General features: G+C 39.7%; 11 protein-coding genes. 10 read left to right on the forward strand and 1 reads right to left on the reverse strand.

All coding sequences use genetic code 11. From position 1 onward, the window contains the following. Positions 1-385: 385 nt before the first annotated feature. Complete coding sequence (locus Q8M41_RS01125) at positions 386-1,096, forward strand: sensor histidine kinase (protein ID WP_305363393.1); 711 nt, start codon at positions 386-388, stop codon at positions 1,094-1,096. A 1-nt stretch (position 1,097) separates the two neighbouring features. Beyond that, positions 1,098-1,844, forward strand: a complete 747-nt coding sequence (locus Q8M41_RS01130; RefSeq protein ID WP_305363394.1) for a LytTR family DNA-binding domain-containing protein — start codon at positions 1,098-1,100, stop codon at positions 1,842-1,844. Positions 1,845-2,113: 269 nt separating this feature from the next. Here Q8M41_RS01130 and Q8M41_RS01135 read toward each other — a convergent pair whose 3' ends face one another. Beyond that, positions 2,114-3,769 carry a M28 family metallopeptidase gene (locus Q8M41_RS01135; RefSeq protein ID WP_305363395.1) on the reverse strand — a complete coding sequence of 552 codons (1,656 nt, stop codon included), beginning with the start codon at positions 3,767-3,769 and terminating at the stop codon, positions 2,114-2,116. 265 nt (positions 3,770-4,034) lie between these two features. Here Q8M41_RS01135 and Q8M41_RS01140 point away from each other — a divergent pair, with 265 nt between their 5' ends. From Q8M41_RS01140 to Q8M41_RS01175, 8 genes are all read left to right on the forward strand, one after another. Beyond that, positions 4,035-4,349, forward strand: coding sequence for a hypothetical protein (locus tag Q8M41_RS01140; protein WP_305363396.1), 315 nt, complete (start codon positions 4,035-4,037; stop codon positions 4,347-4,349). Positions 4,350-4,620: 271 nt separating this feature from the next. Next, a complete protein-coding gene (locus tag Q8M41_RS01145; RefSeq protein ID WP_305363397.1) occupies positions 4,621-4,902 on the forward strand; it encodes a type II toxin-antitoxin system RelE/ParE family toxin in 282 nt (93 codons plus the stop codon). A gap of 9 nt (positions 4,903-4,911) precedes the next feature. Beyond that, entirely contained in the window at positions 4,912-5,211 is a 300-nt protein-coding gene (locus tag Q8M41_RS01150; RefSeq protein ID WP_305363398.1) for a HigA family addiction module antitoxin, read from the forward strand. A gap of 36 nt (positions 5,212-5,247) precedes the next feature. Then, positions 5,248-6,012 (forward strand): creatininase family protein, encoded by a 765-nt coding sequence (locus tag Q8M41_RS01155; RefSeq protein ID WP_305363399.1) that lies wholly within the window; start codon positions 5,248-5,250, stop codon positions 6,010-6,012. A 506-nt stretch (positions 6,013-6,518) separates the two neighbouring features. Further along, positions 6,519-8,933 carry an acetylxylan esterase gene (locus Q8M41_RS01160; protein ID WP_305363400.1) on the forward strand — a complete coding sequence of 805 codons (2,415 nt, stop codon included), beginning with the start codon at positions 6,519-6,521 and terminating at the stop codon, positions 8,931-8,933. Between the two features lie 479 nt (positions 8,934-9,412). Continuing rightward, positions 9,413-10,393: a deoxyhypusine synthase family protein gene (locus Q8M41_RS01165; RefSeq protein ID WP_305363401.1), complete on the forward strand. Its 981-nt coding sequence runs from the start codon at positions 9,413-9,415 to the stop codon at positions 10,391-10,393. A gap of 250 nt (positions 10,394-10,643) precedes the next feature. Continuing rightward, positions 10,644-11,921, forward strand: a complete 1,278-nt coding sequence (locus Q8M41_RS01170) for a cytochrome c3 family protein (RefSeq protein WP_305363402.1) — start codon at positions 10,644-10,646, stop codon at positions 11,919-11,921. A gap of 45 nt (positions 11,922-11,966) precedes the next feature. Then, positions 11,967-14,987 carry a TAT-variant-translocated molybdopterin oxidoreductase gene (locus Q8M41_RS01175; RefSeq protein WP_305363403.1) on the forward strand — a complete coding sequence of 1,007 codons (3,021 nt, stop codon included), beginning with the start codon at positions 11,967-11,969 and terminating at the stop codon, positions 14,985-14,987. Positions 14,988-14,994: the final 7 nt, after the last annotated feature.

The raw sequence follows: 14,994 nt of genomic DNA on the forward strand, positions 1-14,994 counted from the left end.
GTATGATAAAGCGAGGGTTATGCGTGATATAATTTTTAATATTACCAGAAGAAAAATCACTACAGCACATTACCATTTTCTTTTCTGGACTCTCTTTATATTTTTTGAAATCACCTTAGCAGCGGCTATCCGAGAGAGGTTTAATCACTTCGCAGATTACCTCTTGCATTACTCATTAAACATTTTACTCTTTTATGTTCATTGTTATATTGTGATAGGGAATAGGCAGTTTAAAAAAATCAGTGACTACCAAAAGGTGTTAGTTTATTTCATGCTGGAAATTATTGCTTACTATCTATTAAGTGTGTGGATAAATAAGTGCCTGATTTTATCCAGTGTGCCTGTTAACGTGAGCGATAGCTCGTCTAGGTTATTCCTGCTGGCTATGTTATACAGATACATTTATATCATTGGCATGAGCACGGCCTTCCGAATTGCATTTAACCTAATTAAAAACAAAGAGCGAATTCATAAATACATCACCCAAAGCCTTGTTGTTGAAAAGGAAAAGGCAACTTTGCGCTCGGAATTAGTCAGCGCTGAGTTGTCGTTCTTAAGGTCGCAGATAAATCCACATTTTTTGTTCAATTCTTTAAATTCAATTTATAACCGCATCCGCAAAAAAGATCAGGTTAGCGCTGAATATCTAATGGCTTTGGCTGACCTGATGCAATACGCCCTTCAACCGAAAACTTCAACCGATAGTGTTCTGCTTGAATCTGAACTGGAACACATTTCGAATTATATGAAGCTCCAGAGAATACGTTACTCCCGCGACATTTCCTTTCATATTTCTATTGATGATCGGAATCTGAAGATCATTCCATTCCTCCTGATTACCTTAATCGAAAATGTTTTTCAGCACGGAGACCTTAGGGATGAGCAAACGCCGCCGCTGATTGAGATTAGCGCTTCCCGGGAAGAGCTCGTTTTGCGGACAATGAATTCTATAAGGCCTGATCAAAGACCTGGAAACGGCATGGGTTTGGTAAATACACTCAAACGGCTGGAACTTTATTACCCGGATAAGTACATTCTTGAATACTTCTCTGAGCAAAATATATTTTACCTCAAACTTCAACTTAAACTCAAATAATATGTCAGACTATAATTGTTATGTCGTAGATGACGAGGCTGATTCAATTGATATCATACAGGATTATATTAGTCAAACACCGAATCTCAGACTTATATATTCAAGTACTAATCCAAGAGATATCTTTTCTGTGATCACAAAGCAGGGCAAACCGAAAATAACCTTTCTGGATATTGAAATGCCTGGCATAAGCGGCCTTGAATTAGCGGGGCTGATCAGTTCACATACTGCTATAATATTTATCACATCACACACAGAACATGCACTTGAGGCATTTGAAAGGGATGCTTATGACTTCCTGGTTAAACCTGTTTCGTATTCACGCTTTTTACAGGCTGTAATAAAAGTACAAGGGCGGATACAAAACAACCTTATAAGCAGACCAACCGAAGACAATTACTTTTTTATACGTGGCAATAAGCAGGGAGAGCTCATTAAAATTTATTTCGCGGAAATACTGTACATAGAATCCCTTCAAAATTATGTTAAGCTTTATACGGAAAAGAGAATGCATATCACCTACCTGACGCTTAAAGAGTTTGAGTTCAAACTGAACAGGAATAATTTTTTAAAAGTTCATAAAAGCTACGTTGTAAATCTTGACCGGATATCAGGACTTATGAATAATGAATTATTGATGGAAAATAATATTGCTGTACCTGTTGGCTCAGTTTTTCGCTCCGACCTTCTTATCCGTTTGAAAAACAGGATCTTTTCTACCGACAGAAGAAAAGCGCTTGATAATTGACCATTGATCGGACAATTTTTACAAGAAAGTACTTGTAATCCATGTTGGAATTTTTTCTAGTGACCCTTAAGGGCAATGTCATTATTTAAGAGAAAGATTGTGCTAATCTAATTTAAAAATGGGATCCTGGCCTCCGCCACGATGACAGCTCAACATATTAAACCTAGAATACGGCGCGGAGGCCGGAATCTGATTCAATAAATAAATACTGATTTGTAATGCCTGGCTTGACCTGGCACCTAATACATAGCAGGCAATCGTTAAGCTTATTATTTTTTCTCCCGAATGGCCTTAAATTCTGAACCATCTTTCCATTGAGGCATTTTTTCTTCGAAAGCTAATCGTTTACCAACCTGAAAAAACAACTTCAGATCTTCCAGACCACCTTCAAAGGTCCATGTTGCAGAATCAAATTCATCTGAAGGACGGTGATAATGTTTCTCAGTGTATTCTTTTTCTCTTTTTTCACCATAGCCGGCTTCTTTGCCGATTACATCGATGCCATTTGAAGTGTAGAGTGCAGGTACCCCAACTTTAGCAAAATTAAAATGGTCGGAGCGGTAGTAATATCCTGCTTCAGGATGATTTTCAAAGGCGATGACACGCCCAGCTTTTTCTGCAGCTTCTTTCAGATATTCTTCCAGTTCTGATTGGCCTTCGCCGACAATAATGATGTCTTTTGTTTTCTCAAAAGGATTTAAACCGTCAATATTAATATTCGCGACTGTTTTTGAAGTTGGATAAATAGGGTTTTGAGCATAATATGCAGAACCCCAAAGCCCCTGCTCTTCGGCAGTTACTGCAAGCAAAATGATGGTACGTTCAGGCTGGGCTTTCATACTTTTAAATGCCCGTGCCAGTTCGATCAGTCCCGCGGTGCCGCTGGCGTTATCGAATGCACCATTATAAATAGAGTCGGCAGTTTCATCTGGTTTACCTATTCCGAGGTGATCCCAGTGAGAAGTGTAAATAATTACTTCATCAGGACGTTTGCTGCCTGCTATCTTGCCGATTACATTGTAAGATTTGTTAAATATGGTCTTAACGGCGACGTTGGTACTTAGTTTCAGATCCAATGCCAAAGCTTTAAATCCTTGTTTATCTGCCTGCGCGAAGAAATTAGTCGAATCCTGTCCCGCAGCAGCTACTAATTTCTTTGCAGCCGGAAGCGAGAGCCATCCGTTTATATCCGTATAAGTATTGCTTTTCCCCCGGTCGTCTAATCTTAGTTTGGATGCGTTCCAGTTATTCTGAACAACAGTAAATGGATAGCTGGCACCCTCAGTCGTATGTACTATGAGGCAACCTTTAGCACCCTGACGTGCAGCTTCTTCAAACTTATAGGTCCAGCGTCCGTAATAGGTCATCGTTTTACCCTTAAATAAACTGGAATCTCCGGCAGCAAATCCCGGATCATTTACCATCACCATGACGATCTTTCCTTTAACATCAAGACCGGCATAATCATCCCAGTTATACTCCGGTGCGACAACCCCATAACCCGCAAAGACCACCTCATCATTATCGAAGCTGACTTTATCGGTGATCTTATCAGTCCAAATGACATAATCGTCAAAGCCTTTGAGTTTAAAACTTCCTTTTGATGTGCTTACCTGCATATCCGCAGCCGCAGTAGTCTGAATATTGACCATCGGGACTTCCTGGATATAACTTTCGCCATTTCCAGGCTCCAAACCTGCAGCTTTGAATTGCCTTTGCAGGTAAGCTATTGTTTTTGTTTCTCCTTCGGTAAAGGGTTTACGTCCCTGAAGTGAGTCGTGCGAAAGCTCAGCGACATGCAGTTTTAAACTATCTGCATTGAAAGCAGCAAGCCCATCTTCATCTGAAATTTTTGGCTTATTCTGATTGCAAGCCGCCAGGCAGATCAAAGCAGAAAATGCGAGGAATTTAATTTTTAAGTTCATATGGTTAGTATGGTTAGGTTTTGCTAAAATACTGATAAAATTACAGGCTATTTAAAAAATTTGATTCTTGCTTTGAAATGAGGGGTAATGATTTTTTTGCTTTTCTGTTAGAAGCATCTTTGAATTGCTTAATGCCAAAATATAATCAATTTATTTTTTAGATTAGGGTAAATGCTTGATAATAAGCATTTTTATTTAGAATAACGGACCTGCCGGAATACCACAAAAATTGGTAGGCTTGTAATAGTTTTATCATTATATACAAGTGGATGAGAAAGGAGAAAAGGGAGGTATGGTTTCCAGGATAGCTGAAAACATTCCCAAGCAATTTGTTTCGATTCAACATTATGGGCTTTTAAAAGCTGATGAGGAAATTACAGAAGGACCAGAAGTAGAAAAATGGGCAAACGGATTTGAAAACTATACCTTCGAAGAAAAGAATGCCCGCCCGGACGATCCGGTCGGACGGGGAACCACAAGCCTTACTGTCGACTTAGACACCACAGAAGATTTTGTAGATTATATGAATGAGAACTATCCAAAAGCACTCAACAAGCTGAAAGAACTTTGTGAAAAATAGCAAGTTTAAGAATATCTTAAAAAGACAGAGAAATAAACACAACCTGTATAGCATCTACAAGCAATTGGCAGTTTAGTGGTTGAATGCAGTTTTGTATCCCGCACTTGCGGGATTCAGTTCTGGAGACAGTTTTAATCTCTGAAATCGACAACTTCTTATAGCTACCCAACGTCATGTAGTATCGGATACCCCACCTATCTATCTTCTATCTCTTTTTGAATTTATAAATCAAATAATTACCTTTGACGTTAGTAACGTGAAACATTAGTAAATGATTAATTCATTTGGCAATAAAGAAACGCGCAAAATATGGGAAGGCGAACGAATTAGAGGGCTTCCTGTTAAAATCCAGGAAATTGCCCGAAGAAAACTAAGGATGCTTAACAACTCCCAAAATGTGTCAGACCTAATGATTCCTCCTTCAAACAGGTTGGAAAAACTAAAAGGAAACTTTAAATCCTTTTACTCCATCCGAATAAATGACCAGTGGAGGATTATCTTTCAATGGAAGAACGGAAACGCCGAGCAAGTAGAAGTAATCGATTATCATTAAAATAAGAAAATGGAAAAGCTAAAAAACATTCATCCGGGTGAGATCCTGCTTGAAGAATTTCTGATACCATTATCAATTAGTGCGTACAGGCTTTCTAAAGATATTGGGATTCCACAAACACGGATTTCCGAGATAATCAAAGGAAACAGACGCATTACTGCAGATACCGCACTGCGGCTTTCCAGATATTTCGGAAATAGCGCAAAATTCTGGCTGGGCATACAGAATGATTATGACATAGAAGCGGAAGAGGTCCAAAAGAAGGAAGAGTTAAATTCCATCAGACAACATAGCGAACATGCAGCATAAAAACCCAAAAAACAATTCCCCACAAACCCAAACAAAATGATCAGACCCTATATTTTAGCAGAAACAAACTGGAAATCTGTAAAAGATTCAGATTATGACCTGGCAATCCTTCCCTGGGGTGCTACAGAAGCGCATAATTATCATTTGCCCTATTCAACGGATGTGATTGAAGCCGACCATATCGCTGCTGAATCTGCTAGGATTGCCTGGGAAAGCGGTGCGAAGATCATTGTTTTGCCTACAGTCCCTTTTGGAGTTAATACCGGTCAGGCGGACATAAAATTGGACCTGAATATTTATCCAAGTACCCAGCTGGCAATTTTATGCGACCTAATTGAGGTGCTTCAAAGGTCGAATATTTTTAAGCTGCTGATTTTGAATGGTCATGGGGGAAATGATTTTAGAATGATGGTCAGGGAGCTGGGATTAAAATACCCAAAGATGTTTCTTAGCACCTGTAATTGGTTTCAGGCTGAAGACAAAATGAAATTCTTTGAACAGGATGGAGACCATGCCGACGAAATGGAAACAAGCCTGATTCAACACCTGGCTCCAAATTTAATGCTTCCTTTAGATACGGCAGGAGATGGGAAAGAGAAAAAATATAAAATTAAAGAGTTTTCAGAAGGCTGGGCCTGGGCAGAAAGAAAGTGGTCGCAAATTACTAAAGACACAGGTGTAGGAAATCCCGAATTTGCAACTAAAGAGAAAGGAGAAAAATACTTTAAGGCTGTAACCTTAAAAGTATCCCATTTTCTGATTGAATTGGCAAAAGCTGATGTGAATGATCTTTATGAATAGGGGGGTTTCGTTGGTTTATAAATAAGATGGTTTGCAGGAGGTTTCCGATCACAGTGATTCAATCTTGTAATATGTTTTGCAGGAGGTTCTCGCTTCCGCGAGAATGACAAGCTCATGGAGATGAAGGAGAATACAGCCTCCGCTGGAATCGAAATGGGAAACCATATAATATTTACCCAAATATCCGCTTGTTATTAGGGTTTAAGCGCAGTTCCTCCTACGGATTGTAGAAGGATGAAGAGTCCCACCTTTGCTTTTGTCTGAACCATGATTCAGATGATTTATTTGATTATTATGAATCATTACAATCAAGCTAATCAAAAAAATCATAGTTCAGACAAAATGATACACTCACAACCCGCCTGTCCTTACAGTTTCAGCGCAGCGCTCTAAGGATTATTCAATGAATAAGAGTCTTCAGACTCGTTTATTAAAATACCAACACTACCTTCCGTAAGACCGGAAATTTATATCTTCATATCCGGAATAAAATATCAAATGCTATAATGAAAAATCAACAACATGGATTTTTGACAGATTGTTCAATCAGAATAATTTGCCTGATTTTCTTCTTCGGACTCACAACAATAGCCTTTGCTGATCATAAGATAAAATTTCATAATCCGGATACAATTGCACAAGCAGACAGTTTAAAACGAAAAGTCAGCCTTTCCAGAATCATGAATGTTTTACCCGGGGATCGTGTAGCTAATGGTCGGGTTTCTTTTCTGGATGAGACATTTAAGGATTGGATCAGACGAACCGGCGAGCTTCCACCCGATTTCAATAAAATGCCTTCAATACCTTTTCTTCCTGATCCCCTCATTGAGGACGAGGGCGGCAAGAATATTCCGATTACTTCGGCCGTGCAATGGAAAGAAAAGCGTCAATGGATGAAGGAGCAACTGGAATATTATATTACCGGCACCTATCCGAAAGCTCCCGGTGATTTCAAGGTTAAGGTTCTGAGTGAAAAGAAGGAGGGTTCAACTACGCTTCGTATGGTTGAGCTGTCATTCGGTCCGCAAGAGCAAGCCAAACTAACCATTGAACTAATGATTCCGCAGGGGAAAGGCCCCTTCCCTGTGTTTATGACCCAATGGAACCATAGAGGCTGGGCTCAAATTGCGGTAAGACGTGGCTATATGGCCTGTGTTTATGCAGCCTCGGATGCAAATGACGATACTGAAAAGTACGCTGAAATATGGTCAGGTAAATATGACTTTACCAGATTGATGCGAAGAGCATTCGGTACTTTCAGGGCGGTCGATTATTTACATACACTTCCAATTGTCGATAAAGAAAGAATTGCCTTAACAGGACACTCCAGGAATGGTAAATTAGCACTGATGGCTGCTGCTTTTGACGAACGCATAAAGGCTGTTATTCCGAGCAGCGGTGGTTCAGGTGCCGAAGTCCCATGGCGTTATGCTACCCAGCAATATGATGTTGAAGATATTGCATTATTATCCGCTGCCCAACCGTCCTGGCTTCATCCCCGCTTAAGATTTTTTATAGGTCGCGAGAATAAGCTTCCAATCGATCAAAATCATTTTATGGCATTGATTGCACCCAGAGGATTAATGTTAAGTACAGCAATCAATGAAGGTGCCAGCAATCCATGGGGTATTGAGCAGGCATATTACTCTGCGCAAAAGGTATATAAGTTTCTTGATGCACAGGATAATCTGGCCATCAGATTTAGGAACGGAGAACATGGTACCCATGCAGGGGACATTGAAGACTATATAGATTTCTTTGATTATGTTTTTAAACGTTCTGACTATAAGTCTGAAAATAAATTGCTTTACAATTATACGTTTGAAGGCTGGCGTGAGCGAAGTAAGGAAAATATAAATCCTTTAAATTATCCTTCAAAAGTCGGGCAAGGCACCGGGGCAATTGCCGGGAAAAACTTATCAAAGGAAAATTGGGCTGTTAAAAAAACTGAAATAAAACAACAGTTACGATGGATAATAGGAGATGAACCTCCCGGCCTGAATAATCCCGGTCCGCAGCGATTACAAAACGGGGGAGCCGGAGAAGATTATTTTGGAACTGTTCTCAAACGACCAAATGTCACTGCCCGGATGGGTCGAATGGCCATCACTCCTTACAAGGAATTTGGCGATTATTTGTATGGCTATATTTACTATCCAAAGGATAAAACTGGAAATATTAAGGCTGGTAAATTGCCGGCTCTTATCTATCAGCACGAATACGACTATTCCAAGGGTTTTTCCACTTATCATGATCTTCAGTCATTCTTTGAGGGTATGACCGATCTTGGTTATGTTGTTTTTTCATACGATATGGTCGGTTTTGGGAACCGAATTGAAGAAGGCACACGTTTTTATGACCGTTATCCAAATTGGTCGAAAATGGGAAAAATGGTGGCAGATGCTAAAGGGGCCGTTGACGCATTGAGCAATCTGGATTTTGTTGATAGTTCTAAAATATTTATCACAGGTTATGCCATGGGTGCAACAGTCGGACTTTATGCTACTGCACTAGATGAAAGAGTTGCCGGACTTGTTTCAGTTAGTGGATTTACTCCGATGCGTACAGATTCAAAGGAAAATGGAAGGGAAGGGATCAAAGCTTTTTCGCATTTGCACGGACTGATTCCTCGTTTAGGCTTCTTTGTTGGCCATGAGGATCGTATCCCATATGATTATCAGGAAATCTTAGGATCAATTGCTCCGAGGCCTGTATTGGTGATTGCCCCCAAATTAGACCAGACTGCTAATCTTACAGATATCAGAGCATCTGTTAATGAAGCTGGAAAAATATACAAATTATTAGGTGCTTCTGATCAGCTCATTCTTAATTCACCTGATGATTTTAACAGGTTTACTGAAGAAATGCAAAAAACAATTTATGATTGGGCTCGCAAATTAATGGCACCTGTTTCTAATTGATAATTTAGTTTAATAGGCCATTTGTGAATTTTGCTTATTAAAGTTTCTTGTACTAAAGGATTTCATTGATTCTGCCGGGCTGCCCCTTCCGATGAAATACAGCTCCAGGTAAAATAAACCTTGCCGGAGTAGGTAGCTTCCGGCTATCGTTATTTTGAATCAGAACGTTATTTCATGCCGGAACTACTACGGAGGAAAGGGCTGAACTATCCTATATGACACAGGTATTGCTTTCCTTAATCAAATTATTTCACTCCAGAGCCCTGTCTGGACGATTATAATTCCCGTCTGGTCGGTGTTCTCGCCGTACCAGGCACGATTATATCATTGGTGGTGATAACACCAACTTCAGGGAAAGTGGTCGGTGATAACACCAACCACAGGGAAACCTATATCTAATCTCAATACTCAATACTCAATACTCGCTAAATTTGCTTGATAGATTAAAGAAGGGTAGTTTTGTGGCTTAAATTCAAATTATGGCTGTTGAAAGAGGACCTATATCCCGTTTTATAGAAAAAAACTATCTGCATTTTAATTCTGCCGCTCTGGTGGATGCTGCAAAAGGGTATGAAACCCATCTGGATGAAGGTGGAAAAATGATGATCACGCTTGCTGGAGCAATGAGTACTGCCGAATTAGGTATTTCACTCGCTGAGATGATCCGTCAGGATAAAGTATCAATCATATCATGTACCGGAGCGAATCTGGAAGAGGATATTATGAATCTGGTTGCTCATTCGCATTATAAACGTGTTCCTAATTACCGTGATTTAAGTCCGCAGGATGAGTGGGATCTCCTTGAGAACCATTACAACAGGGTTACTGATACCTGTATTCCTGAAGAGGAAGCATTCAGAAGGCTTCAAAAGCATATTCATAAGCTTTGGAAAGATGCCGATGATTCTGGTGAGCGTTATTTTCCACATGAATATATGTACAAAATGCTTCTTAGCGGGGTTCTTGAACAGTATTATGAGATAGACCCTAAGAATTCCTGGATGCTTGCTGCTGCAGAGAAAAATCTTCCGATTATAGTTCCGGGCTGGGAAGATTCAACAATGGGAAATATTTTCGCTTCTTATGTGATGAAAAAAGAAATCAAAGCATCAACAATGAAAAGCGGAATTGAATACATGGGCTGGCTGGCAGATTGGTATATCGCTAATTCAGCGGGAAAGGGTATTGGATTTTTTCAGATTGGCGGTGGAATTGCCGGTGATTTTCCAATTTGTGTTGTGCCAATGCTTTATCAGGATATGGAAATGGAAAACATTCCTTTCTGGAGCTATTTCTGCCAGATTTCAGATTCTACAACATCCTATGGATCGTATTCCGGCGCTGTTCCAAATGAGAAGATTACCTGGGGTAAACTGGATATCCATACCCCTAAATTTATTGTGGAATCAGATGCGACAATTGTTGCTCCGCTCATATTTGCCTGGGTTCTGAAGCAGTAGTGATTCTCTGTTTTAAAAACAAGTGTTAAGGCTGGTATTAAAAGGGCTATTTTTCAAAAATACTTTAAAAGTATCTGTTAATCAGCTAACTATGTAATAGTTTAGAATGGTTATAAATTGATAAAATAGGTCATGTTAATGTCATCCGTATTTGAATAAAGCATACTTTTGTCAACTGAAAATGTTGATTATAACCTTATGGTCGACTTTTTAATTATACGTTTCAAATTTTAAGCAACAAATACTCAATATGAGAAGCATCTCATTATTTTTTAGAAGTGTTACAAAATCATTGGTTCTGGTTACTTTACTGTGTTCAATGGCTGTTTCTTCGGCCAATGCGCAGGATGCAGCAGCTGGAGCAGCGATTTTCAAGCAGAAGTGTACCGCTTGCCATGGTATTGACAAGGCGGTTGTAGGTCCGGCCCTAAAAGGGATTGATACTAAGTATGATGAAGCATGGTTGCTCAAATGGATCAAAAATGCTCCTGCATTCATTGCTTCAGGCGATGCAAAGGCAGTAAAAGCAGCTGAGTATTCACCGGCTATGATGTCAGCTTTTCCTGAATTATCAGACGATGACATTAAGAACATTGTAGCTTATGTTAAAGTTGGGGATGTTAAGCCTGCAGCCGATCCAAATGCTGCCGCTGGTGCAGCCGGAGCGCCTGCTGATAAAGGCGGTGTAAGTAACTTCATGTTATTTGGTCTGCTGGCAGTAATCATCATTGCCTTCTTGGTTATCCTGGTTTTAAATCGTGTGATTACCACTCTGGAACGTGTAATGCTTCAGAAAAAAGGCATTGCTGTTGAAGAGGAAGACGGTGCCGAGACGAAAGATCGTTTCGAAGGGCTTAAAAAGCTAAGTAAAAACAAAAAATTCATTTTGTTCATAGTTATACTTTGTGTGATTTTCCTTGGCTCTGCAGGTTGGAAAGGCATGTGGGAAACAGGTGTTCATACTGGTTATCAGCCGGTACAGCCAATTAAATTTTCTCACCAGCTTCATGCAGGTGTAAATAAAATTGATTGTCAGTATTGTCATTCAGGTGCATTTACTTCTAAAAATGCATCTATTCCATCTCTTAATGTTTGTATGAACTGCCATAATTATGTTACGGCATCCGAAAAATATGATGGAAAAACTTCTCCTGAAATAATGAAGATTTATAATGCTCTTGATTATAATGAGGAAACCAAAGTTTATGGTAATGATACCAAGCCTGTTGAATGGATTAGAATTCACAATTTACCTGATTTGGCTTACTTTAATCACTCACAACACGTTTCAGTTGCGGGCATAGAGTGTCAGAATTGTCACGGTCCGATCCAAACCATGGAAGAGGTTTATCAATATTCTCCTCTGACTATGAAATGGTGTATCAACTGCCACAAACAAACAGAGGTTAATCATAAGGACAATCCTTATTATGATAAACTGATTGCTGCACATGATAAATTGAAAAAAGGTGGAAAAGTTACAGCTGCTGTATTAGGCGGACTGGAATGTGCTAAGTGTCACTACTAATTAGAATAATTTTAAGATAACATACGTATACTTTATATAGCTTAAATGGAAAGCAATAAAAAATACTGGAAAGGTTTAGAAGAGCTGCAGAACACAAAGGATTTTGTTGAAAAAAACAAAAACGAGTTCGCTGAGCCACTTCCTATGGAAGAAGTTCTGAATGAAGCCGGTTTAAGTACCGTAACTCCACGTCGCGACTTTTTGAAGGCGCTTGGATTTGGTTTGGGAGCAGTTACTCTTGCTGCATGTCAGACAACTCCGGTTCATAAATCAATTCCTTATTTGGTTAAACCTGAAGAAATAGTACCTGGTATTCCTAATTACTATACTTCTACTTTCAATGGTCACAGCGTTCTGGTTAAAACCCGTGAAGGTCGTCCAATTAAGATTGAAGGAAATCCAAATTGTATTCTGAGCAAAGGAAGTCTGGATGCAAAAGGACAGGCCTCAGTGCTTGATCTTTACGATGTTTCCAAACTGAAAAATCCTGTTCTGAATGATTCAGAATCAAGTTGGGCAAAAATTGATGAGTACGTAAAAGCTGAGCTTGCTAAAATTAAAGCAGGTGGCAAAAAAATTCGTATTGTTTCTTCTACTGTTAATAGTCCTTCGACTAAAGCAGCTATTGCCGACTTTACAGCACAATATCCAAATACAAAACACGTACAGGTTGATGCGGTTTCTTATACCGGTATCATCAAAGCAAATGAAAACAGTTTTGGTAAGGTAGTTCTTCCAAAATACCGTTTTGACAGAGCAGATCTTATTGTAAGTTTCGGAGCTGATTTTCTGGGTACATGGATCTCTCCTGTAGAGTTTAGTCGCCAGTACACTTCCAAAAGAAATAATACTGCTCTTCAGGGCAAAAAAATGTCCCGTCATATTCAGTTCGAGACAGGAATGAGTTTAACAGGTACCAATGCTGATGCGCGTCTTCCATTAAAGCCATCAGAAGAAGGTATTGCCTTATTAAATTTATATGCTGCTTTAGGCGGTGCGGTTATCGGAACTAAGCCTCTTGCAAATAATCCGAATGCAGAAAAAGCGATTGCATTAACTGCTAAAGAATTAGCTGCTGCAAAAGGAAGAGCCCTTGTAATCAGCGGTTCAAATGATGTTTCTACCCAGATCGTTGTAAATGCGATCAACTCAATCCTGGGAAGTTACGGGACTACTATTGATCTTGATAATCCATCATACCAGTATGCAGGAAATGATGCTGAATTCGCTGAGTTCGTTAATGAAATGAACCGTTCTGAAGTGGATGCAGTTTTCTTTTTGAATACAAATCCTGCTTACGAATTCAATGACACCAAGGCATTCACAAATGCCCTTTCAAAAGTTAAGTTGCGTGTTTCTTTTGCTGATCGCAAAGATGAAACAGCTTCACTATGCCAGGTAATTGCTCCAAATCATCATTATCTTGAATCATGGGGCGATTCAAATCCGGTAGAAGGATATTATACTATTGTTCAGCCTGCTATCAACCCTGTTAATAATTCACGTAATGCTGAGCAGGGTCTGTTAATCTGGTCCGAAGGTGCTGTTACAGATTATTATCAGTATATCCAGAATAACTGGGCGAAAACAGTTCTTGCTCAATCCGCTACAAGTTGGAAGGATCTTTTACAAAAAGGTTCGGTTAGTCTTCCTGAAAGATCAGCAGGTACTTATACTTTCTCCCGCGAACTTGATTCAGTAGTTCAGACTATCCTCGCTGAAAGCAATACACTTGCAAAAGGCGGTGATAATGCTGTAGAATTACATATTTATCAGAATGTTTCAATTGGTGACGGTAAGTCGGCCAATAACCCTTGGTTGCAGGAGTTACCTGATCCGGTTTCAAAAGTAACCTGGGATAACTATGCTGCTATCAATGCAAAGTTTGCAGAAAAATTGGGTATTGCCGAGAATGATCTTGTAGAGATCAAAACAGATAAATACACCATTACTTTACCAGTACTTATCCAGCCAGGGCAGGCTTATGGAACGGTTTCAGTAGCCCTTGGTTATGGCAGAACGAAAGCCGGAAAAGCCGGATCTGAGGTTGGTAAGAATGCTTATCCATTCCTGCGTTTGGTTAATGCAACTTTCCACACTGCAACAGCCGCTAGCCTGTCTAAAGCTTCGGGTACTTATGAGCTGGCTCAAACACAGACACATCATTCAATTGAAGGCAGGAATATCGTTCGCGAGACTACCTTAAAGGATTATTTAAAAGATCCTAACTCTGGAACAGGTCATGCTCACGTAAATCACTATGATTTATGGAATGAGTATGAGCAGCCCGGACATAGCTGGGTTATGGCAATTGATCTGAATGCCTGTACAGGTTGTGGCGCATGTATCGTGGCTTGTAATGCCGAAAATAATATTCCGGTTGTTGGACGTGAGGAGGTTCGTCGTCGTCGCGAAATGCACTGGATTCGTATCGACCGTTACTATACCGTTAATGAAGGTGGAAATAAGGTAACAGAAGAGAAAGAAGTAGAGAAACTTGAGAACATAGATAACGTTTCTGTTATACATCAGCCAATGATGTGTCAGCATTGTGATCATGCTCCTTGTGAAACTGTTTGTCCTGTTTTAGCAACGGTTCACTCTTCCGAAGGCTTGAACCAAATGGCTTATAACCGTTGTATCGGAACACGTTACTGTGCGAACAACTGTCCGTATAAAGTACGTCGTTTCAACTGGTTTAACTACTGGAATGATTCACGTTTCGATAATTACATGAACAATGAGTTTACACAGCTTGTGTTAAACCCTGATGTTACTTCACGTTCAAGAGGGGTAATGGAGAAATGTTCAATGTGTGTTCAGCGTATTCAGGCAGGTAAGCTTCAGGCTAAATTAGAGAAGCGTACTTTGAAAGATGGTGATATTAAAGTTGCCTGTCAGCAAACATGTCCTACCAATGCAATCATCTTTGGAGATGGAAATGATCCTGAATCTGAAGTATCAAAAGCACTGAAGAGTGAGCGTACATACTATGTCCTGGAAGAGCTTAATGTTAAGCCGGGTGTAGGATATCAAACAAAAGTTAGAAATACTGTAGAGGTTTAATACAAGA

The sequence above is a fragment of the Daejeonella sp. genome (assembly GCF_030684675.1).
Classification (GTDB): Bacteria; Bacteroidota; Bacteroidia; order Sphingobacteriales; family Sphingobacteriaceae; genus Daejeonella.

What these genes read in the sequence shown, in the direction of transcription:
- Q8M41_RS01145 (WP_305363397.1), top strand. Translation starts at nt 4,621, where the DNA reads ATGATTAATTCATTTGGCAATAAAGAAACGCGCAAAATATGGGAAGGC.
- Q8M41_RS01170 (WP_305363402.1), top strand. Translation starts at nt 10,644, where the DNA reads ATGAGAAGCATCTCATTATTTTTTAGAAGTGTTACAAAATCATTGGTT.
- Q8M41_RS01165 (WP_305363401.1), top strand. Translation starts at nt 9,413, where the DNA reads ATGGCTGTTGAAAGAGGACCTATATCCCGTTTTATAGAAAAAAACTAT.
- Q8M41_RS01135 (WP_305363395.1), bottom strand. Translation starts at nt 3,769, where the DNA reads ATGAACTTAAAAATTAAATTCCTCGCATTTTCTGCTTTGATCTGCCTG.
- Q8M41_RS01175 (WP_305363403.1), top strand. Translation starts at nt 11,967, where the DNA reads ATGGAAAGCAATAAAAAATACTGGAAAGGTTTAGAAGAGCTGCAGAAC.
- Q8M41_RS01160 (WP_305363400.1), top strand. Translation starts at nt 6,519, where the DNA reads ATGAAAAATCAACAACATGGATTTTTGACAGATTGTTCAATCAGAATA.
- Q8M41_RS01155 (WP_305363399.1), top strand. Translation starts at nt 5,248, where the DNA reads ATGATCAGACCCTATATTTTAGCAGAAACAAACTGGAAATCTGTAAAA.
- Q8M41_RS01125 (WP_305363393.1), top strand. Translation starts at nt 386, where the DNA reads ATGTTATACAGATACATTTATATCATTGGCATGAGCACGGCCTTCCGA.
- Q8M41_RS01150 (WP_305363398.1), top strand. Translation starts at nt 4,912, where the DNA reads ATGGAAAAGCTAAAAAACATTCATCCGGGTGAGATCCTGCTTGAAGAA.
- Q8M41_RS01130 (WP_305363394.1), top strand. Translation starts at nt 1,098, where the DNA reads ATGTCAGACTATAATTGTTATGTCGTAGATGACGAGGCTGATTCAATT.